This window comes from Sporosarcina sp. BP05, from assembly GCF_014282005.1.
Taxonomy (GTDB): Bacteria; Bacillota; Bacilli; order Bacillales_A; family Planococcaceae; genus Sporosarcina.
In genome coordinates, this window is record NZ_JACFTD010000007.1 from 112931 (window position 1) to 134709 (window position 21779).

Consider the following 21779-nt stretch of genomic DNA (forward strand, 5'->3'; position numbering starts at 1 on the left):
ATTGAAGTAGAAAAAACTTATACTTTCATTCAAAAAAGGCGACTGGACTGACCAGCCGCCGTGCTTAATTGTCCTGCGGCCGAATTGATCCGCTCTATTTTCAGATTTCTTTCGTCCCTAAGTTTACTGTACGAACGTTTAGCATTGACTCTATAGGATTAAATTCAATTGTGCGGCCGCTCGACCCACCTGTGTCTTCAGCAATAATTGGGATAGACAGTCGTTTCAATTCTTGTTTAACAGCTTCAACGTTTCGCGGACCAATGCGAATCGTGTCGCTTGAACCGAATTGAAACATTTGTGAACCACCCGCAATTTTCGCCTTCAAAGCCATCGGTCTGACACCTTCCGCCTTTAGCAATTCCATCAACGCGTATATACCGGTATCCGCAAACTTAGCGACATTAATGCGATCCGATTTACCAAGACTGGAATCCGGAAGCATGATATGTACCATTCCCGCAATTTTTTTGCGCTCATCGTAAAGCACAATTCCGACACATGAACCCAGTCCTGAGGTTCTAATTGTCATCGGTTCCTTGACGATATTCATATCCGCAATCCCTACCCTAATTACCTCGTTCAAAATCACCATCTCACATTACACCTAGTGAACGAAAAATTGTAATGTAAGATGAAGGGTCCGGGAGCAGGAAGAAGTGACCATCTACACTTGCAATTCCTCCCTCACTTTCCTCTCGAATCTGCGTATCAATAACGATGACTTCATCGCTATAATGAGATACTTCAATTAGTCCGAAACTGACGATTGCACCAACCATGTCGACACTTAACGAAGGTACTGTGGGATAAATTTTCAAGCCTGTAAAATCGGACAGTGCGGACAAGTAAGATCCCGAAAGAATATTGCCTAGTTCTTGCATTGCGGATATACCTATTTCAGGTAGATTAGGAGAGGCAAAATCGAATGTCTCGTCCCCAATTAATTTTCTAATGAAGTGATTTGCTGATTCAACGGGAAGAACGAAAAACATGCTGCCAGACAAATCCCCCTCAATTCGGAGGTAGATTCCAGCAACTATTGTTTCGGCACCACCAGCAAGGTCACACATTTCATCGAATGATACCAGTTTGACATTCGGAACATGCATATCGATTTTACGGTTAAGCAGTTGTGACAATGAAGTCGCCGCATGCGCAGCTCCAATATTCCCCACTTCTTTCAATACATCAAGATGCATATCTGTAATTGAATTGTCAGAGTTCATCTGACGTCACCCGCTTCACAGGCTCAAGAACTTTATCTAGATTCAACATAACAAGTAGGTGTTTTCCAACTTTTGCAACACCTGATATGAAGTCTGATTCAACGGAACCGACAACTTCCGGTTGTGGTTCGATTGCATTCACTGGAATGTCGAGTACATCATTCGCGGCATCTACAATTAGCCCTACATCAAATTCGTCCAAAGTGACAATAATTATTCTTGTACTGTCATCCATCTCTTTTGATGTGAGGCCAAACCGCTCACGTAAGTCGACAATTGGTGTAACTATTCCTCTAAGGTTAATGACTCCCTTAACATAAGCCGGCGTTTTGGGAACCCGAGTAATCGAAAGTACTTTCTCGATTGACTGAACGATATCAACACTGATGGCATACTCCATATCCAACAATTGAAAAACGATTACTTTCATTTCTTTTTGATTGAGTTTGTCAGTCATATTCTTCACCCCCACTTATTTAATCAATGCATTGCAATCGACAATGAGTGCAACTTGTCCATTTCCAAGAATCGTTGCACCAGATATCGCGAATACACTTTGCAAATAATCACCAAGCGATTTCAACACAATTTCCTGTTGCCCGATGAATGAATCGACAACCAGTCCCGCTAATCTTTCGCCTTTACGGACTATAACTACAGACAGATAGTCATCCGACTCACTATTTCGTTCGGGTATTTCGAAAATTTCCGTCAAATTTAATAATGGAATGATATTGCCACGGAAATCGATAACTTGTTGGTTATGTGCATTCATAATTTCAGAAGTCTGAATGATAGCCGTCTCAATGATTGATGACAACGGAATCGCAAACACTTCTTTTTTCAACTCTACTAGCATAACGGAAATGATAGATAGCGTTAATGGAAGTTGTACTTGGAACAATGAACCTTGTCCTTCTTTCGATTCAATTGACATAAACCCGCCGAGCGATTCAATGGTGTTTTTCACGACATCTAACCCTACGCCTCGTCCAGATACATCCGAAATCTTTTCAGCTGTCGAGAAACCTGATGCAAGAATAAGTTCAGCTACTTGACGGTCCGTGAGCGATTCAGCCGCCTCTTTTGTAACAATGCCGCTTTTAATTGCTTTTGCAAGCACGCGTTCACGATTGACACCAGCTCCATCGTCTTCAAGCTCTATAAATACATGATTACCTGAATGATAAGCACGTAGTGTTACTGTACCCTCCTCAGGCTTTCCTTTTGCAACTCGCTCAGCTGGACTTTCGATGCCATGATCCAGTGCATTACGAATCAAGTGAACGAGCGGATCCCCGATTTCGTCAATAACTGTTCGATCAAGTTCAGTTTCAGCTCCAATGATTTCGAGTTCGACTTTCTTGTTAAGATCACGTGCCAACTGCCTGACCATTTTAGGGAAACGATTGAATACTGTCTCAACCGGTATCATGCGCATGTTCAAGATGATGCTTTGCAAATCACCAGATACACGCGTAATCCGTTCGACCGTTTCATTTAATTCTGGGTTATGGATTTCACTTGCGATTGATTGAAGTCTCCCCCGATCAATAATCAGCTCTTCAAACAGATTCATAAGAACATCGAGTCTATCAATATTCACCCGGATAGTTTTATTACCGGATTGCACCCCTGAGTTACGTTTTCCTTTTTTAGTTTCTGCATCGATACTAGTAGGCGCAATCGATTCTGTCTCTTTAGCAGGCTCTTCATCTGCATCGCGCATCAAATAATCAGTTTTAACAGGAATGACAGTCACACTTTCAATTTCGGACACTTTCAATACTTTGGCTTTCAAGACATCCGCATCTTCTTTTGTAATAAGTGCCACTGTAAACGTTTCGTTAAAGTCTTCATTTTCAAGCCGTTCTACTTTGGGTTCAGATTTAATGATTTCACCGGATTTTTCCAGTATTTCAAATACCATATACACCCTTGCTGCTTTCAATAAACAATCGTCTCGTAGTTTCACATTAATTTCAAATGCGCTGAAGCCTTGCTCAAATGATTGACTAATGACAGTCATTTCGTACCCATCATAACTTAGTGAATCTTCATGACTAACTTCATCTTCAAGTACAACGGCTGCTGCAGTTTCAGCTACTACCGCCCCACCTACTTCAATCCTGTTCAATGATTCTACAAGTTTGGTTACATCTTTTTTTCCTGTTCCACCTGAGGCGATATCCATAACCATCTCTTCAAGGTAATCGACAGCTTGCAAAACGACGTCCAAAATTTCAGTTGTCACACGAATCTTTGAATTACGGATTGCGTCTAATACATTTTCCATCATATGTGTAAGATCGGCGATGTCTTCATATCCCATTGTTGCCGACATCCCTTTCAACGTATGAGCGGACCGGAATACTTCATTTACAATGGCAAGATTTAGCGGGTTTTTCTCGAGTTCCAACAGATGCTCGTTGCATGCTTGTAGATGCTCCTTACTCTCATCTATAAACATTTCCAAGTATTGACTTGTATCCATCGTGACGCCTCCTTTAAGACTTTATGATACCTATGATTGATTCTGATATATCGTGTAAGTCCACGACCTTATCAGCAAAACCAGCTTCTTTAATTGCTTTTGGCATGCCATATACGACAGATGTCTTTGCCGATTCAGCAATCGTTATTGTTTTACCGTTTCTCCGTAATACTTCCATACCATTTTTCCCGTCATACCCCATGCCTGTCATAATAACGGTCAAAAAGTTCAACTCCCCGTACTCGGCAGCTGACTCTAGAAGAACATCAACGGACGGTCGATGTCCTGCACGCGGGGGATCGACCGCGTCTAGTCGGACATAGTAGGACAGGCCTTTTTTTATCATTTTAAGATGTTTTCCACCAGGTGCAATATAGGCTGTACCCTTTTCAAGTAACTCGCCATCTTCTGCTTCTTTTACTTGAATATCACAAAGACCGTCCAGTCTATCTGCAAGAGATTTTGTAAAACCTGGAGGCATATGTTGAACAACAAGTATTGGAACACCGATTGAAGCGGGTAAACCCGTTAGTACCTCTTGTAGTGCCCGAGGTCCCCCCGTCGATGTGCCTATTACAACAAATGTTTTGCCTGTTTTGGGAATCTTATATTTGGACACATTTGTTAGCTGACTCCGATTAGGGAAAAAGGTGGGTATTTCAACAGCTTTATCAACCGTTTTTGAACTAATCGGCTGCGTCAAACGTCGCCCTGTATACTTTCTTGTCAGCGTAGACAGCCGTACGCCCGAAGCGGCAATGACTTTCCCCAGAATTTCTTCTTTCACCTCGTGAAGATTCAAGGATATTGCCCCACCCGGCTTCGCGACAAAGTCAACTGCACCGTATTCCATAGCGAGTATGGTATTTTCTGCTCCAATTTTCGTTGTACTTGACAACATGACAATCGGTACTGGATGGCTCGCCATAATTTCTTTTAACGCTTCGAGACCATCCATAATTGGCATTTCAATATCCATGGTCACAACGTCAGGTTTCAACGTTTGCACTTTTTCGACAGCCTCTTTACCATTGCGTGCAGTCCCTATTACTTCAATTTCCGGATGGCCCGACAGGAAGTCGGATATGAGCTTACGCATAAATGCCGAATCATCCACAACAAGCACTTTCTTGCGATTGCCTGTACTCAAATCATCCACGCCCTTTCGCAAATAAACTTCTCATTTTACCGAGGAATCCTTCTCCTTGTTTGAACCCCTCATCAGAACTTGGACTAACAAACGACTCTGCAATTGCCATCATTCTTTGGGATATAGGAGCTTTGGGATAGAGAAGCAAAAATGGCTCCTGCGCAAGCACGGCCTTATGAACGACTGGATCTTCAGGCAGGAAACCTAGAATTTTAGTCTCTTTCCCTAAGAACTTACGCATAGCATATTGAAGTCTCGTAACAGCATCATTGCCATCATCGCCCTTTGAAACACGGTTACTGACGATGCTGAATACCTTATCGGGATCTTGCAAGCAAATAAATTTCATCATGGAGTAGGCATCAGTGATGGATGTTGGTTCAGTTGTCGAAATGACAATAATCTCATCCACAGAGACAATCAATTCAATTGAACGTTGCGTTGCGCCCGCTCCCATATCAAACAAGATGAAATCATATCTTTGTTGTAAATGTTCAAACGCTTGGATTAGCCTGTCGAACATAGCTGCCGACCATTCCATAACCATATCCAGCCCCGAACCGCCAGAAATGAACGACAATCCTCCAGGTGCTTCATTTACCACTTCATCTATTTCTACCTTATTAAGTAAATAGTCTGTCAAACTATTCCGCGGTGCCATCCCAAGTAGAATGTGGATGTTACCCATTCCAATGTCCATATCAATGATAATTACTTTCTTACCTTTAGCTAAAAGGGCATGGGCGAAATTTGTTGAGAAATTCGATTTCCCAACACCACCTTTACCACTGACTATAGCAATCGATTTTGACAGTTTACCTTGGGATTTCAGCATCTTGAGCCTAAGTGTTTCCGCCTGATCACGCATCATAAGCACCCTTTACTAACAAGGAAATCAGTTTCATACTATCTGCATCGGTAATATCTTCCGGCACTTCCTGACCATCCGTGTAATACGCGGTTCCAATACCATAATCCTTCATCAGATTAAACATCGGACCAATTGAGCCGGTTTCATCCATTTTAGTGAAGATGAACTTTTCAACGGAAAATGACTTGAACTGTTCAATGATTGCCCGCATGTCTTCCTCTTTAGATGTCATAGAAAGAACTAGATACGATTCCATATCAAGCGAAAAATCGATTAGACGAGTCAAATCTTCTACGAATTTAGCCTCTTTGTAATTTCGACCTGCGGTATCAATAAATATCAGATCACGGTCAGCCAATTTCTCGATTGCTTGTTCGAAATCCTTGCTATTATATGCAATTTCCACTGGAGCTTGCAACAAGTTCGCATATGTACGAAGTTGTTCAATCGCTGCAATTCGGTACGTATCAGTGGTGATAAAACCGATTTTCTTCTTTTTTTCAAGAAGTGCCCGTGCAGCAATTTTGGCAATAGTTGTGGTCTTTCCAACACCTGTTGGTCCAAGAACATTAATGAATCTTTTATTGAAAGAAATGCCCCCGAACGGTAAATCACCAATTTCCCGTTCAAGTAATTGTTTCACAATGACAAGCTGCTCTTCATTTGTGAAATCTTTTTTCTCCACTTTCATCCTATCGTAAAGATGTTCACCCAACTCAGTGATGAAATTTGCAGACAATCCCTGTTTTTCAAGATGCGTAAGTAACGGTTTCACTTCATTTGGAAAACGGGAATGGGTAGCGGCTTGCTGCATATCCTTCAACATTTTTTTCATTTCGGTCATTTCTCTTTTTAAGACTCCGGAAGTATCGTCGCCTCTTTCAGCATGCAATGAAATAGATGGGAGAACTGTTTCTTCTTTTCTTGAGACCGGTTCATCAAAACCCGCAACCACTTCCACAGACTTCTTTTTAAACAAACCTAAGAACCCTTTGGATTTAATGACATTTGAACTAAGGATAAGTGCATCATCACCAAAGTCCAGACGAACTTTTTTCATGGCTTCTACCATTGTTTCCGCTGTATATTTTTTCATTTTCATCAGATATCCACCACCCCAACACTTTGGACTTCAATTGAAGCTTCAAGTTCATTGTATGATAACACTGGAATTTGAGGGAAATATCGTTCCGTTATTTGCCTCAAATACATGCGGATTGCTGGCGTACAAAGGACAACCGGCGATTGATCCATCAGTGCGACACGTTCTACTTCCCCTGCAATCGATTCGAGGATTTCCTGGGAATGTTGTGGGTCTAGTGATAAATAATTACCTTGTTCCGTTTGTTGGATACTATCCGCAATCATTTTCTCAACTTTGCCAGAGACGGTCAGTACTTTGAGCAATTGACCAGTCGTCGCGTACTGATTTGTAATTTGCCTTGCAAGAGCCTGTCTAACATACTCTGTTAAGACGTCGACGTCTGATGTATATTTCGAATAATCCGCAAGTGTTTCAAAGATGATTGGCAAGTTCCGTACTGAGACATGCTCGTTCAGCAACTTCGCAAGTACTTTTTGAATTTCACCAATCGATAACGGTGTAGGTGTGAGCTCGTCGACAAGTATCGGGTACGTTTCACGCACGTGATCGACCAATTGTTTTGTTTCTTGACGGCCAATCAAGTCCGCAGCATTCGCACGAATTACTTCTGTCAGATGCGTCGAAACAACACTTGGTGGGTCGACAACCGTATAACCAAGAATCTCTGCATCTTCTTTGACATCTTCCGTTATCCATTTAGCCGGAAGTCCGAATGATGGCTCGATTGTATCAATACCTTCAATCGAATCGTCTCCGCCCGGACTCATTGCTAGGTAATGATCAAGAAGTAATTCCCCTCTTGCTAATTCACTTCCCTTAATCTTGATTCTATACTCATTTGGTTGTAACTGGATATTATCCCTAATACGAACAACCGGGATAACGAGGCCCAGCTCAATTGCCAACTGCCTACGAATCATGACAACACGGTCGAGTAAATCCCCACCCTGCGTCGCATCTACTAGCGGAATAAGCCCATAGCCAAACTCGAATTCAATTGGGTCTACATTTAGCAAATTGACAACATTCTCCGGGCTTTTCAGACCTTCCGTTTCAACATCTTCTTCCATCTCCAGCAGTTCCTTAGGATCTTCTACGACCTTCTTAGACATTAGATAGGCCCCGGCTGCAAGCGTAATCGCAACCGGAATTGTAAGTATGTCGTTAATAGGTGTAGCAAGCCCAAGTAAAAATACTGTTGCAGCTGCGACGTAAAGTAATTTTGCTTCTCCAAAAAGCTGGCTGATAATATCGGTACCTAGATTGCCCTTAGACGCGGCACGTGTTACGACAATACCTGTTGCAGTTGAAATAAGCAGCGCTGGTATTTGTGAAACGATACCATCACCAACTGTCAATTGTGAAAAGAGCAAAGCGGCTTCCGCGAATGGTAGCCCCATTTGAACTACCCCAATGATCATTCCGACAAGCAGGTTTATAATGACGATAATGATACCGGCGATTGCGTCTCCTTTAACGAACTTTGTTGCCCCGTCCATGGCTCCGTAAAAGTCGGCTTCATTACTGACTTTTTCACGTCTCATACGCGCTTCCGTGTCAGAAATCATACCGGCGTTCAAGTCAGCATCGATACTCATCTGTTTCCCTGGCATTGCATCAAGCGTGAAACGGGCTGCTACTTCAGATACCCGCTCCGCACCTTTTGTAATGACGATAAACTGAATAATGACAAGGATAACGAAGATAACGAGACCGACGACGATATTTCCTCCCGTAACAAAGGTACCGAACGTTTCAACAACTCCACCCGCATCTCCGTTTGACAAAATTGCCCGGGTCGTTGAAACGTTAAGGCCCAAACGGAAAAGTGTAAGCAAGAGTAATAAGGTAGGAAAAATTGAAAACTGTAACGCTTCCTGCATGTTCATGGCTGTTAAAAGAACTAAAAGTCCAAGTGTAATATTTATAATTATCAAGAAACTCAAAAGCCATGGTGGAAGCGGGATGACAAGCATCGCAACAATCATAATTACCGCCGCGAGTACTCCTATATCTCTGAATTTCATGTCATCCCTACTTTCTAGTATTTAATCAAACACGCCTTGGAGTGTTTGCGTCCAGATTTTGAATTGAGGTTGTGCAAGCAGGACGCAGGATGCGGCGAACTTAGGTTGCCTTTTCACTCCTTTCAAAATCTGCGACATTCGCCGGCCGACTAAAGGAGCCGCGTCCTGCGGCAACGTCGGCACTAGTACGTCCTGTACGTCGGAGGCTTTTGGTCAACAGGATGGGAGGATTGAACTACATCCTTCCTCCTGTTGACCAAATCAAATTTTACGTTGAATTCTGTATACATACGCAAGTATTTCAGCTATCGCTTTGAAGAACTCTTCAGGAATCCTTCCACCAATTTCAACATCGTCGTAAAGCGCTCTCGCGAGTGGTCGATTTTCTACCATGACAATGTTATTTTCAGTGGCAATCAATTTAATCTTTTGAGCGACGAAATCGACACCTTTTGCGACAACGATGGGCGCATCCATATCCCCGTCCTTATACTTCAGTGCAATCGCATAATGGGTCGGGTTCGTGATAACGACATCTGCGTTAGGCACTTCCTGCATCATGCGTCGCATCGCCATTTCACGTTGCTGCTGCTTAATTTTGGATTTTATAAGCGGATCCCCTTCGGAGTTTTTATATTCATCCTTAATATCCTGTTTGGACATCCGAAGATTTTTTTCATAGTCATATTTTTGATACATAAAGTCTAAAATGGATATGAACAACAAGACAAATGCTGCTGTTATTCCCATCAATGCGGCAAGTTGCCCAATTGTCGTTAATACGTCCCAGGGGCTTTTAAATGCCAGCCCTAGTACTTTATCAATATTCGCCACAAGAATAAGCGTAGTAGTTGTTCCAATAAATGAAATTTTCAATATGGACTTCATCAATTCAATAATGGCACGGATCGAAAAAATCCGCTTAAGCCCTTTGATTGGATCTATTTTCTTCAAATCCATTTTCAGCGGTTCAGCGGTAAGAAGCAAACCGAATTGAAAAATATTCCCAGCCACTCCTGCAACAACCGCAATTAGCATGACAGGCAATAGAAGAAATGCCATTTGAATTAAGACATCTCCATAAATGAGCATTGCCTGATCCTCATCTAGATTCGATATAGGAAGATATTCAGTGAATGCCTGATGGAAAAACATGAAAAAGCGGTCCCTCATAAATCCTGCAGCAAAAAACAGGAAAAGGAACACGGATAGTAGTAGGATTGCACTTGTAACGTCCTGACTTTTTAATACCTGGCCTTTTTTTCGGGAATCTTGACGTTTTTTCTGAGTGGCTTTTTCGGTCTTTTCCCCTGCGAAGAATTGCAGATCAAGCCGCAACATCATACTAGCCACCTCCAAGAATTAACATCAAGTCCCGCATACTGATCATCATCACTTCAAACAATTTCTTCATCATTTGGACCATAACACCCATCATAATAAACAGAACGACGAAACTAACCCCAATCTTGATTGGGAATCCTATAACAAAAATATTTAATTGTGGCACTGCTCTTGCAGTGATTCCAAGTGCTATATCGACAAGGAATAATGTTGCAACAATTGGAATTGACATTTGGAAAGCAATTGCGAATGAGGTTGCAAAAGTCCGAATGACGAAATCGACTACCCCTTCTTTTCCAAAGGCCGGCCACAGTTGGTCCGCCGGAAGAAATTGATAGCTATAAAAAATACCATCTAAAAGCATATGATGGCCGTTTAGTGCCAGTAACAACAGGATGGCCAACGAGTTAAAGAATTGACCAAGAAGTGGAGATTGTGCTCCAGTCTGCGGATCAATTACGTTCGCAATCGCAAAACCCATTTGAAAATCGATAAAACCACCGGCAACTTGAATAGCAGACATAACGATGAATGCGATGATGCCAATGAATAATCCTGTCATGGCCTCTTTTACAACTAACAAGAGGTATGCCCCATCAATCTCCAGCTCAGGCATGTCGACTGTATAGACCATTGCCCACGCTAGCAAAGCACCAAAAATGATACGCTGGGTAGCCGGTATTGCACGGTAAGAAAATAGTGGAAGTGTAACAAAAAAAGCAGTGACTCGGGTCAGTATAAGTAAGTATGCGGCTAATGAAGGTACTAATTCTTCCATTTAATCACCCGACATACCGTCCAAGATTTTCAAAAATATCTGCTGCATACGTTGTAACTCTCGCTAGCATCCAGGGGCCGAAAACGACAATCCCAACTAAAACAGAAACAATTTTAGGCACGAATGCTAGTGTTTGTTCCTGAATTTGTGTGGTTGCCTGGAAAATACTAACGGAAAGCCCTGTCACAAGTGCAAGGATAAGGAGAGGGCCTGAAGTCAAAAGAATGACCCAGATGGCACGCTCAGCTATCTCTATGACTAATTCTTGCGTCATTCAAAACCCCTCCTAAAAACTTTGCAACAATGATTTGATAATGAGATACCAACCATCCACAAGGACGAACAGCAATATTTTAAACGGCAACGAAATCATAACTGGCGGTAACATCATCATTCCCATTGACATAAGGATACTTGCTACAATCATGTCAATAACTAAAAATGGAATGAAAATCATAAAGCCCATTTGGAATGCCGTTTTAATTTCACTCAGTGCGAATGCTGGAACTAACATTGTCAGTGAAATGTCTTCTAGTGATTCAGGTCGATCTGCTTTATTGTAGCGAAGGAATAATTCCAAATCCTTTTGTCTTGTATGTTTACTCATGAACTCTTTGAACGGGATACTTGCCTGTTCATATGCTTCGTCAAGCGAAATCTCATCGGCAAATAATGGTGTTAAAGCCTTATCATTCACTTGCTGAAACGTTGGAGCCATGATGAAAAATGTTAAAAAGAGTGCTAGACCGACAAGTACTTGGTTGGGAGGCATCTGCTGTGTTGCAAGTGCAGTTCTGACGAATGACAGAACTATGATAATCCTCGCAAAAGAAGTCATTAAAATTAGAATAGCTGGAGCTAGAGACAAGACAGTCAGAAGCAACATCATTTTGATAGATGTTGATACATTTGTTGGATCACTATCTGAGAAAAACTGAGCAAAATCATTCATCTCGGTTGCGCTCCTTTTCTGTCAACCGGCTGATATGCCGTTTTCTCTCTTCTTTCATCTCCTCAAGCTTTGATTGAAATATATTACCGAAGTCAGGTGACTCTTGCGTTGTCCCATTCGAGGCACTTTTCGGTTTTCCTGTTACTTTAGCAAGAATCCGATTGAGCATCCCATCTGTTAACTCTGAACTACCACCCTCGTAGAATTCAACTAGTTTATCGACTTCATCGGGATCCGTAATCTCTTTTAACAGACGGATATCGTTTCCAACCCCGATAACGTAATAGGACTCACCTATTAAGACCAATTGTATCGATTTATGCTGACCGAGCGAAATACCACCCATGTTTTTCATAAGTCGATTTTTATCGTAGAGCTTATTTTTTCGATTAACGAACTTCAATAGACCGAATAATAACCCGAGGACGAACACTAAAGCGAATAACGTTTTTATGTAGTCCCCCGCCGAGGAACCGACACCCGCCTTGTCCGTAGTCAGGTCATCAGCAGGTGACGGTGTTAACTTGCCCTCATCGGTGTCGGTACTGGTACCCTTTTCCGGGTCTTTGTTAAACATATCGGACACCGGTTTATTCGGATCCACGTCGGTATCTGCGTGCACGGATACGTATGGCAATTGGGTTACTAGGAAGATGATTAGAATGAATGCTGACAAGTATTTTAGTACAATCGTTAATTTCATCCCTCGATTATCCTAATGCTTTTTCGATTGCTTCAACAACACGATCCGCCTGGAATGGTTTAACGATAAAGTCTTTTGCACCAGCTTGAATTGCATCGATTACCATAGCCTGCTGCCCCATTGCTGAACACATGATGATCTTTGCCGAAGGGTCTTTTTCTTTAATCGCTTTTAAAGCTGCAATACCATCCATTTCTGGCATTGTAATGTCCATTGTGACAAGATCAGGTTTTAAATCGAAATACTTTTCAATAGCTTGTACACCATCTGCCGCCTCGCCAACCACTTCGAAATTGTTCTTTGTCAAAATATCTTTAATCATCATTCGCATGAAAGCTGCATCGTCTACTATTAATATACGTCTACTCATTGTCATTACCCCCGTTAAGTTATCTTAAATTATTTACACGTTCTGCTTGACTCAAAATATCTGTAATTCGCACTCCGAAGTTTTCGTCGATAACAACAACTTCTCCCTTTGCGATATGGCGGTTATTTACTAATATATCAACCGGTTCTCCCGCAAGTTTGTCCAGTTCAATAATGGAACCACTCGACATTTCCAAAATCTCCTTAACCGAACGCTTTGTTCTTCCAAGTTCGACCGTTACTTGTAAAGGAATATCAAGGAGCATATTCAAGTTATTGGATTCAGACTTATTCAAAGATGGGCTTTCAAAGCTTGCAAACTGTGCCTGCTGAACTTGTACCTGCGGTTGTTGCGGACGCATTTGCATCTGCTGTTGTGGTCCTAATTGGTCGTATTGTGCGTCATAAGACGGTTGCTGCATATCTTGACCATAACCAAATTGTTCGTACGACTGCTGGTGTACTTGTTGTTGCTGTGCTGGCTGTTGGACTGGAGTGGATTGCTGTTCTGTTGGTCGAGTCATCTCGGCAACTGCCGCAGTTTCCTCTTCTGCGTCGCCACCCATGAGAGAGGCAACTAATTTCTTGCCGAATCCTAGTGGTAGTAATTGCATAATGTTTGAATCGATCAGGTCGCCTACTTTAAGCGCAAACGATACTTTTATCAATAAGTCATCTTCCGGAATAAGATCCCGGCCTTTATCTTCTAGGACATCCATCAAATTGATTGTTGGTGGTGAAATATCCACTTTTTTATTGAACAAAGTCGACATCGAAGTAGCCGCGGAACCCATCATTTGGTTCATCGCTTCTTGGACAGCACTTAAATGAATTTCACCAAGATCCATATTCGGATTTAAACCATCTCCGCCCAACATCAGATCCGCAATGATAGCCGCATCACTTTGTTTTATAACGAGTAAGTTCATGCCGCTAAGACCTACTGTATAGTCCACCTTAATGGCAACGTATGGATGAATGAATTCTTCTTCCAGAGCTTCCTTATTGACAACCGAAATAGTAGGTGTCGTTATGTCGACTTTTTGTCCGAGCAATGCAGATAATGCTGTTGCTGAACTACCAAAAGAGATATTACCAATTTCACCAAGCGCGTCCTTTTCCATATCGTCCAAATAATCTGCCGTTACTATTTCTTTTGGGCTAGACTTCTTAGGCTCATCGCTTGAGAATGGTTCCCCACGTAATAACGCTTCAATTTCTTCCTGTGAAAGGATATTATCACTCATCATCTTCATCCCCTCCGATCTTTGTATCAATTATCTGAACAGCCATCTGGTTTTTCAATTGCCCTGGCTGTGCGATGAATTTCGGTATATCACCGATTTTAATGACGAGTGGATCGTCAATTTTACGATTTAGCTTTACAACATCCCCCACTTGAAGGTAAAGGAAATCCTCAATCGTCATTTCTGCATTACCTAGTTCGGCGATGACAGACAAAGGAGCTTGTTTCAAACGTTTTTCAAGAACCACAGTTTGCTCTACTGTCGGTTCCTTCTTATTGGTCTGCATCCAATAGCGTACCGACAAATTAGGTACGACTGGTTCAAGAACCACGTGTGGAATACAGATATTGATCATTCCACTTGATTCTCCGATGATAATATTGAACGAGATAACAACGACCGTTTCATTCGGCGATATCATTTGAAGGAACTGCGGATTGACTTCAATCTCCGTCAGGAATGGATCGATATCGATAATCCCCGACCACGCTTCTCGTAAATTATCAAAAGAACGTTCGAATAAATTCGTCATGATTTTCAATTCAATTTCAGTTAAGTTATCAACTTTCCCTGGACTTTCTCCAACTCCACCCATCATGCGATCTAGCATCGTATAAGCTATGTTCGGGTTCACTTCCATCAGGATATTGCCATCTAACGGTGGAACTTCAAAAATATTAATTAAGGTCATATTGGGAATAGAACGAATAAACTCTTCGAAAGGAATCTGATCGACCGATGCGACACTGATTTGGACATACGTACGTAGCTGTGCTGAAAAATACGTCGTTAATAGCCTCGCGAAGTTCTCGTGAATCCTGGTCAAACTGCGAATCTGGTCTTTGGAAAATCGGAGAGCACGTTTAAAATCATACACTTTTACTTTCCGAGTCTCATCTTCCTTTTTCATGTCTTCAGCAGACATTTCCCCTGTTGAAATCGCAGACAATAATGCGTCGATCTCACTTTGGGATAATATATCCCCGGCCATATGGTCACCTCCCGCTATCTAACTCTAGTTCAACTACTTGATTATCTAGGTTGTAATAAAGAATTCCACTGAATCCGCTGGGACGCTAGGGGACTTCTTTGCTATTTATATAGTTATTCATACATTCGACTTAACTAGTTACTGAATAATGTAAGATACGATATAGACTTTTTGAACTTCCCCATTTTGCATAAGCGGGTTGAGATGTCCTATCAAGACATCCTCGAAAGCCTTTTTACCAGCTTTTCCTTCAAGGTCTTTCGACGTCATCTCGGAAAGTTCTTGGATAATTATATTTTTCACTTGGAAATCCCTTTTTGCAAGTTCTTCTCCAGCTAACTTATTATCTGTCTGGATTTTCAAGGTGAGTCGGACAAATTGTCGGTTGCCAAGATTCGTCGTAATTTCTTCGATATCAACCGAAGATTCAATAATTTCATCAATTGTCGGCTCTTTTTCTTCGTCGCCTTTATTCAGTTGCATAACAAGAATGAGTCCAACTGCCCCGATTAGGGTGATACAAACTAGTATGATAAGGGATACCATCATTACTTTATTCTTCATCTTCTACACCTCGTATATGCGGATTTGATAATAACTGGACCGCCTTATAAAATTCGATGATGCGGCTATTCACCTCTTCAGCGGTATCAAAGACAACATACTTGGTTCCTGTCGTTAGGGTAATCGTCGTATCAGGAAATGACTCGACTTTCTCAATGTACAGCGCGTTCAATGTAAATTCGGTTTTGTTTAGACGCGTAACTCGTATCATATGTAAGGGGCCAGGCACAGAGCCGGCCCGACCCTCCTTTTCTAGTGAAGCTATGTTAGATTACCTGGGTTTTGTATTAGTTATCGTTTTAAGTTTACAAGCTCTTGCAAGATTTCATCAGATGTTGTGATGATACGCGTGTTTGCTTGGAATCCACGTTGTGCGACGATCATTTCTGTGAATTCTTCTGCTAGGTCGACGTTGGACATTTCAAGGAAGCCAGATTCGATTTGGCCAAGACCATTGGTTGTCGCGTTGCCAGTAACAACTACTCCCGAGTTAGATGTTGCTTGGAAGTAGTTCCCGCCGTTTTTTTGCAAGCCGCCTGGATTGGGAAACTTAGCAAGCACAAGTTGACCTGCTGTCTGCAAAGCACCAGCTGCATCAACATATGTTACGGTACCATCCTGACCAATTGACATACTTTGTGCAGTCGTCGGAATCTGAATTGGTTTTAGCCCTGCAGGAGCCACGGTAGAGTTACCTACAAGAAATTTTCCATCACTATTTACTAGATACCCGGCATTATCCATGTAAAAATTTCCTGCACGAGTATATAGTGTATTAGTGTAAGCACTGTGAGCCGCATTCGAATCAGCCACTTGAAAAAAACCATCCCCAGCAATCGCAAGATCAAGTGTGTTTCCTGTAAACTGTGTAGAACCTCCCGTATGAATTGTATCTATAGCCGAGATTTGCGATCCAAGTCCTACTTGTTTTGGATTAATCCCACCTCGAGTCGCTGTTGCTCCTGAAGCACCCGCCACCGTCTGTGAAATCAAATCTTTGAAAATCGTACGGCCTTTTTTAAATCCGTATGTATTGACGTTTGCTATATTATTACCAATTACGTCTAGTTTTGTTTGAAAGTTTCGTAGACCTGAAATACCTGAGTACATTGAGCGTAACATTTATATTTTTCCCCTCTCGTTTGTAAAAAGTGTAACCGCATCTATCAGTCAGCGGCTGTTGGCATCCATAAAGGTCCTGCCAAGTTTAACTAAGCACAATTGTACCGTCGATATTTGTAAACAGTTGATCTTTTGCTTCTATGCGATCCATTGCGGTAATGACGGTTGAATTCTTCGCACTCACAATAAGCGCTGCTTGGTCCATCAAGACAAGCGATTCTTTGATTCCTTTTATTTTCGCCTCGTGCACCTTTTCATTGACATGTACCCATTCTGCATCTGATATATGGATGTTTCGTTCCAACAATCGTTCGGAAGCATGCTTGCTAATTTTCAGTTCCGTAGGCTGCACCGCTTTGTTCAGATGTTCGAGAAACGATTGCTTCGGGCTTTGTACGATTTTCAGCGATTGGCCTGGATGGATAAGTGGTTGTGCTGAGATACGATGAAGATTTAATTTATCCATATCATCACTTCACTGTCGCTTCTTCACTTATTGAGGTGAAGTTTTTGCCGTCAATTCGAGAACCGTTATCCAAAATGTATTGCAGTTTCCCGTCTTTATTTGAAACGGATACTACTTTACCTTCCTTCACTTCCTCGCCGTCTTTGTAGCCAACAAACTTACCGATTAGCATGCTTGCTTCAACGAGGCTATTCGTTCCACTAGAACCAGACATCACTTCTGAAATATTGCCGGGTGTCAATTCTTTGCCGTCGTCCATAATGAATTTGACAGAACCATTGTCATACTTCACGGACACAATACGATTGGTCCCTTCATCGACGAGAGGTTTTCCATCTTCCCCAACAACCGGCGTGCCTTTATCATCTACCCTTAATTCATGCCAACGGACTTCTTTTCCGGCAAAACTGTTGTACTGAATGAGTTGTGATTGATTTTGCGCTTCAGCAAATTTATCAAAGGACTTCGATAAGTTCATCGTCTGTTCGAGTGCTGAGAACTGAGCCATTTGTGCGATAAACTCGTTATCTTTCATCGGATTTGTTGGGTCTTGGTTTTGTAATTGGGCGATGAGTAATTTCATGAAATCATCTTTCCCCATTACTCCATCACCCGTTTTACGCTCATCTCGCTTTTTATTGACTAAATAATCCGTTCCTGAAATCGCTTTTTGTCCTTCAATCGTCATTCGTTATACCCCCAAATCAATCATATATTCTTCGAACGTCATTTCTTCTTCATCATTTTGTTCCTGTTGCTCATCTGTTTCTTGTCCTTCTTTTCTGAAGTGCTGATTAAACGCTTGGTCACGATCATTTTTCGCTGTATCTTGTAATGTTTGAGAAACGTCGATTCGTTCTACTTGCAGATTTTGTTGGAGGAATGCGCTTCTAAGCTGATGCAACTGACTATCGAGCATCTCTTTACCGAGTGCAGTGGATGCCAGAATTCGTGCCGTCATAATGCCATTTACCTGTAGCAATTCAATTCGAACTTGCCCCAGATGTTCTGGATACAGTTTGATCAGTAGGCGATTCGTTCCGTCAGTTTGACCGAAATTCGAACGTTTAAAAATAGTTTGCATTTCTTTCATCAAGGCTTCATTTCGTGCGTTATTGCGATTTTCTACTTCAGTAAGTGTAAGTTCACCTTTAGCTGTTACCATAGTACCAAATGCACTACCGGCAACTTGTTGCGATGCATCTTTGGAAGTTCCATCATCCGTCATTGTTCGCCCTGCTTCTACTGGAACGGCAAATCGGACTACATTTTTCGACTCCATCAATTGTACCATGCCATTCTTCGCAGTACTGCTGGAATTAAGTACATATTCGAAACGTTCACTGGCCGTTGCAAGATAGCCTTGCAGCGTGAAAACTTGCTGTTCTTGTTTCATCAACAAATCGGTTATTGGCGCGACAAGTTCCGCAGCTTTTAGCAACGTCAACAATTCAACCGCCTGCTGTTTCGGTATTCCGCCTTTTCCTTCAAGCGCATCTGTCAATTTAGCGAAAAACTGAGGTGCCACGTTGTCAATGGCATTCAATACAGTCCAAAAGTCATACGCATTAGACACTGCCGACAGTCCCTTTTCATCAAGACCTGCTTGTTCCAATAGTTGAAGCAAGCTTTCAATCAGTTGTTTTGATTCAAGATTGAGTAGACTTGCAAGCTCTTCTAGATTGGAAATTGAGTCTAGTTTACTATCGCCATCTTTTAGGTCTTCAATAGAAGTTGCATTAAAAATTGCCATTATCGATTCATCGGTTATCCCGCTGTCAATCTGTTCCTTTACGGGAGCGACAGTTAGTGGGCCATTTCCAGCGATACTTCTAAAAACTGATCCAAATGAATTTGTTGCTCGCTGACCTGACTGCACATTATTCGACGAAGTTTTTACATTCTTCCCTGCCATTGCTTGTAATGATGCGATGTTCACTTGTTCACCTCCCTTCAAAAGTAGCTATGTAAAGTCCCAATTACTTGGTCATCATCGTCATATATTTCGCTGCATCTTCAGGTGTCATTTTTTCAAGAATCGAAGCAAGAGTAGCAGATTTCAAGCTTGTCAAAATCCGTATTGCTTCTGCATCGCTCATTTTCGTAATGACAGGTGCTGATGATTTTGCGGACATTTGCTCAAACGTCGTTACGATTTCAGTGAAGTTTCGTTTTGAGTTATCTTTATCGCGCATCAGCACTGCGATCTCATCCAGGAGCTTTTCTTGTTCAATCAGCAATTTTTCATTTTCAGTAGCTGATTTATCAAGATCTTGTTGGACCTTGAACAGTTGGGCTTCTTTCTCTTGAATTTCCGCCTGCATCGTCACGACCCGCTCTTCAAGGACAAGATCACCCATAATAGGATCTTCTTCTTTCTTTTCAGTGGTGAATGGCAAATTACCAGTCAATTCTTTTGCCTTGTCGAATACGTTGACATCTGCGAATTTTGCAATGATTAGAACAAGCGCCGTTGTGAATAACAGCGGAATCAGCACCCAAAGAAACAGTTTTTGGAAGGTGTTGCTTTTCCCCTCCGGTTCCAGGTTAGATACTTGTTCTGTTTGTTTACTCTTTTTCACCAAATTATCACCTATTTTCTCTTCTTCGGAACTTCAGTGTCGACAATTCATCTAGCTGAATCGCTTCTAGCTGTTCCATTTCAGTGCGATGATGTTCACGATCTTTTTCTTTCATTTTTTCAAACTTTCGAACTTCAAGCGTTTTCTCCAAAAGCTTATTCTCGTACCAATTCATTTTCGAGCGCGCTTGCATGACTTTCTGCTGCACTTCTGCAATTCTTTTCTCTAAGCTGCCAATGAAACGCGAATAATAATGAATTTCATTGACTGAAAAACCGACAGCCAGCTTAAGCTGCTGTTCCGTAAGCGTATCCTCTTTTTTTTTCAGCAACTCATACAGTTTAGTGGCCACTGTTTCGAATGCCTCAACCGATCCTTTAAATTCCACTTCAGTCTCAGTTTTTTCTTGTTCGCGGAAGGTAAGTACTTTTTCAAAGCGGTAATTATAAGGCTTCATGCGTTCCCGCCTCCAGCACCGAGCGATATGAGCTCAGCTATACTGTCTTCAATTGAAATATTATCTTTGAAACCTTGTTTTAAAAAGTTTGTAATATGTGGTTCAAATTCAATTGCTTGATCAATTTCTTTAGACGTCCCGCGTTTATAAGCTCCGATGTTAATAAGATCTTCGGATTTATTGTAGGTGTAATACAGTTCACGTAATCTTTCGGCCGCTTTAACATGCACTGGATCTGCAATGTGGTTCATAAGCCGGCTAACACTTTTCAGAACGTTGATTGCTGGATATTGTCCTTTGTTCGCCAGTGTCCGGTCTAGTACGATGTGACCGTCCAAGATTCCCCGGACCGCATCAGCAATAGGTTCATTCATATCATCGCCATCCACAAGCACTGTATAGAACGCTGTAATGGAGCCGTGCTCATTGGTACCTGTACGTTCTAGCAATTTTGGCAAGATAGCAAAGACTGAAGGTGTGTAACCGCGCGTAGCAGGTGGCTCTCCCACTGCTAGGCCTATTTCCCGCTGTGCCATTGCTACCCGTGTGACGGAGTCCATCATAAGCATGACATTCATACCTTTGTCTCTGTAATACTCAGCGATTGCTGTTGCTGTAAAGGCCCCTTTAATACGCATTAGTGCAGGCTGGTCCGATGTTGTAGCAACAACAATCGACCTGCTCATCCCTTCAGGTCCAAGATCCCGTTCGATGAATTCACGTACTTCACGACCACGCTCTCCAATTAGAGCAATGACATTAAGTTCAGCTGTTGTATTGCGGGCAATCATTCCAAGCAATGTACTTTTCCCAACGCCTGATCCCGCGAAAATCCCGATACGTTGGCCTTTTCCGACCGTCAACATGCCATCAATGGCCTTGACACCCACCGCGAGTTTTTCACTGATTGGCGGACGCGTAAGGGCATTAGGTGGATCTTGTTCAGTCCTAACAGTAGTTAATCCTCTCGGAAGAATGCTGTTATCGATTGGGTTCCCCATTGAATCTAGCACTTTTCCTATTAAATTCATCCCTACTTTAATTTCAAGCGGTTTGCCCAAACTTTCAACAAGGCACCCGCTGGATATATCACGGATATTCGTATAGGGCATCAGAATGACGATTTCTTCCTTGAATCCGACAACTTCTGCCTTAATAATCGAATCTTTGTTGCCTGTATTATTTAAATGAATATGACAGACATCCCCAATTGAACTTTCAGGTCCTTGCGACTCAATCATCAAACCCACAACTCGGACAACGCGTCCCATTTTTTTGAAAGTCTTTACAGTAGGAATAACCCCAATCAAGTCCGCTGCTTTTTTCAT

Annotated in this window: 25 protein-coding genes; all 25 read right to left on the reverse strand. The window is 42.0% G+C overall.

The features are described from left to right. Nucleotides 1-100: 100 nt before the first annotated feature. The 25 genes from H2672_RS10245 to fliI all read right to left on the reverse strand — a co-directional run bounded on the left by H2672_RS10245 (nucleotide 101) and on the right by fliI (nucleotide 21779). Nucleotides 101-595: a chemotaxis protein CheD gene (locus tag H2672_RS10245; RefSeq protein WP_186671221.1), complete on the reverse strand. Its 495-nt coding sequence runs from the start codon at nucleotides 593-595 to the stop codon at nucleotides 101-103. 1 nt (nucleotide 596) lies between these two features. After that, nucleotides 597-1229 carry a chemotaxis protein CheC gene (locus H2672_RS10250; RefSeq protein ID WP_186671222.1) on the reverse strand — a complete coding sequence of 211 codons (633 nt, stop codon included), beginning with the start codon at nucleotides 1227-1229 and terminating at the stop codon, nucleotides 597-599. After that, on the reverse strand, nucleotides 1219-1686 hold the full coding sequence (locus H2672_RS10255) for a chemotaxis protein CheW (protein WP_186671223.1): 468 nt from the start codon (nucleotides 1684-1686) through the stop codon (nucleotides 1219-1221). The genes H2672_RS10250 and H2672_RS10255 overlap by 11 nt, the downstream gene beginning before the upstream one ends. Before the next feature lie 15 nt (nucleotides 1687-1701). After that, entirely contained in the window at nucleotides 1702-3723 is a 2022-nt protein-coding gene (locus H2672_RS10260; protein ID WP_186671224.1) for a chemotaxis protein CheA, read from the reverse strand. A gap of 13 nt (nucleotides 3724-3736) precedes the next feature. After that, complete coding sequence (locus H2672_RS10265) at nucleotides 3737-4873, reverse strand: protein-glutamate methylesterase/protein-glutamine glutaminase (protein ID WP_186671337.1); 1137 nt, start codon at nucleotides 4871-4873, stop codon at nucleotides 3737-3739. Between the two features lies 1 nt (nucleotide 4874). Further along, nucleotides 4875-5741: a MinD/ParA family protein gene (locus tag H2672_RS10270; RefSeq protein WP_186671225.1), complete on the reverse strand. Its 867-nt coding sequence runs from the start codon at nucleotides 5739-5741 to the stop codon at nucleotides 4875-4877. After that, complete coding sequence (gene flhF / locus H2672_RS10275; RefSeq protein ID WP_186671226.1) at nucleotides 5734-6846, reverse strand: flagellar biosynthesis GTPase FlhF; 1113 nt, start codon at nucleotides 6844-6846, stop codon at nucleotides 5734-5736. Before flhF ends, H2672_RS10270 begins: the two co-directional genes overlap by 8 nt. Next, nucleotides 6846-8876 (reverse strand): flagellar biosynthesis protein FlhA, encoded by a 2031-nt coding sequence (gene flhA, locus H2672_RS10280; RefSeq protein WP_186671227.1) that lies wholly within the window; start codon nucleotides 8874-8876, stop codon nucleotides 6846-6848. Before flhA ends, flhF begins: the two co-directional genes overlap by 1 nt. A 261-nt stretch (nucleotides 8877-9137) precedes the next feature. Continuing rightward, a complete protein-coding gene (gene flhB, locus H2672_RS10285) occupies nucleotides 9138-10220 on the reverse strand; it encodes a flagellar biosynthesis protein FlhB (RefSeq protein ID WP_186671228.1) in 1083 nt (360 codons plus the stop codon). Between the two features lies 1 nt (nucleotide 10221). Further along, complete coding sequence (gene fliR, locus H2672_RS10290; RefSeq protein WP_186671229.1) at nucleotides 10222-10998, reverse strand: flagellar biosynthetic protein FliR; 777 nt, start codon at nucleotides 10996-10998, stop codon at nucleotides 10222-10224. Between the two features lie 4 nt (nucleotides 10999-11002). Beyond that, nucleotides 11003-11272 carry a flagellar biosynthesis protein FliQ gene (fliQ, locus tag H2672_RS10295; protein WP_186671230.1) on the reverse strand — a complete coding sequence of 90 codons (270 nt, stop codon included), beginning with the start codon at nucleotides 11270-11272 and terminating at the stop codon, nucleotides 11003-11005. Nucleotides 11273-11284: 12 nt separating this feature from the next. Then, the gene (fliP, locus tag H2672_RS10300) at nucleotides 11285-11950 is read right to left on the reverse strand and encodes a flagellar type III secretion system pore protein FliP (RefSeq protein ID WP_186671231.1); all 666 of its coding nucleotides are present in this window, start codon (nucleotides 11948-11950) and stop codon (nucleotides 11285-11287) included. Further along, nucleotides 11943-12653, reverse strand: a complete 711-nt coding sequence (locus H2672_RS10305) for a flagellar biosynthetic protein FliO (RefSeq protein WP_186671232.1) — start codon at nucleotides 12651-12653, stop codon at nucleotides 11943-11945. Before H2672_RS10305 ends, fliP begins: the two co-directional genes overlap by 8 nt. Before the next feature lie 7 nt (nucleotides 12654-12660). Continuing rightward, nucleotides 12661-13023 (reverse strand): response regulator, encoded by a 363-nt coding sequence (locus H2672_RS10310; protein WP_186671233.1) that lies wholly within the window; start codon nucleotides 13021-13023, stop codon nucleotides 12661-12663. A 19-nt stretch (nucleotides 13024-13042) separates the two neighbouring features. Beyond that, nucleotides 13043-14269, reverse strand: a complete 1227-nt coding sequence (fliY, locus tag H2672_RS10315; RefSeq protein ID WP_186671234.1) for a flagellar motor switch phosphatase FliY — start codon at nucleotides 14267-14269, stop codon at nucleotides 13043-13045. Then, entirely contained in the window at nucleotides 14262-15260 is a 999-nt protein-coding gene (gene fliM / locus H2672_RS10320) for a flagellar motor switch protein FliM (protein ID WP_186671235.1), read from the reverse strand. Before fliM ends, fliY begins: the two co-directional genes overlap by 8 nt. A gap of 138 nt (nucleotides 15261-15398) precedes the next feature. Then, nucleotides 15399-15824 (reverse strand): flagellar basal body-associated protein FliL, encoded by a 426-nt coding sequence (gene fliL, locus H2672_RS10325; RefSeq protein WP_186671236.1) that lies wholly within the window; start codon nucleotides 15822-15824, stop codon nucleotides 15399-15401. Then, complete coding sequence (locus H2672_RS10330) at nucleotides 15814-16035, reverse strand: flagellar FlbD family protein (protein WP_186671338.1); 222 nt, start codon at nucleotides 16033-16035, stop codon at nucleotides 15814-15816. Before H2672_RS10330 ends, fliL begins: the two co-directional genes overlap by 11 nt. 80 nt (nucleotides 16036-16115) lie before the next feature. After that, nucleotides 16116-16946 carry a flagellar basal body rod protein FlgG gene (gene flgG / locus H2672_RS10335; protein ID WP_186671237.1) on the reverse strand — a complete coding sequence of 277 codons (831 nt, stop codon included), beginning with the start codon at nucleotides 16944-16946 and terminating at the stop codon, nucleotides 16116-16118. An 85-nt stretch (nucleotides 16947-17031) separates the two neighbouring features. After that, on the reverse strand, nucleotides 17032-17412 hold the full coding sequence (locus tag H2672_RS10340) for a TIGR02530 family flagellar biosynthesis protein (protein WP_186671238.1): 381 nt from the start codon (nucleotides 17410-17412) through the stop codon (nucleotides 17032-17034). A 4-nt stretch (nucleotides 17413-17416) separates the two neighbouring features. Next, the gene (gene flgD / locus H2672_RS10345; RefSeq protein WP_186671239.1) at nucleotides 17417-18100 is read right to left on the reverse strand and encodes a flagellar hook assembly protein FlgD; all 684 of its coding nucleotides are present in this window, start codon (nucleotides 18098-18100) and stop codon (nucleotides 17417-17419) included. Nucleotides 18101-18103: 3 nt separating this feature from the next. Beyond that, nucleotides 18104-19351, reverse strand: a complete 1248-nt coding sequence (locus H2672_RS19950) for a flagellar hook-length control protein FliK (protein ID WP_186671240.1) — start codon at nucleotides 19349-19351, stop codon at nucleotides 18104-18106. A 40-nt stretch (nucleotides 19352-19391) separates the two neighbouring features. Next, nucleotides 19392-19994: a MotE family protein gene (locus tag H2672_RS19955; RefSeq protein ID WP_186671241.1), complete on the reverse strand. Its 603-nt coding sequence runs from the start codon at nucleotides 19992-19994 to the stop codon at nucleotides 19392-19394. A 7-nt stretch (nucleotides 19995-20001) separates the two neighbouring features. After that, nucleotides 20002-20451: a flagellar export protein FliJ gene (fliJ, locus tag H2672_RS10360; protein WP_186671242.1), complete on the reverse strand. Its 450-nt coding sequence runs from the start codon at nucleotides 20449-20451 to the stop codon at nucleotides 20002-20004. Beyond that, a complete protein-coding gene (gene fliI / locus H2672_RS10365) occupies nucleotides 20448-21779 on the reverse strand; it encodes a flagellar protein export ATPase FliI (protein ID WP_186671243.1) in 1332 nt (443 codons plus the stop codon). The genes fliJ and fliI overlap by 4 nt, the downstream gene beginning before the upstream one ends.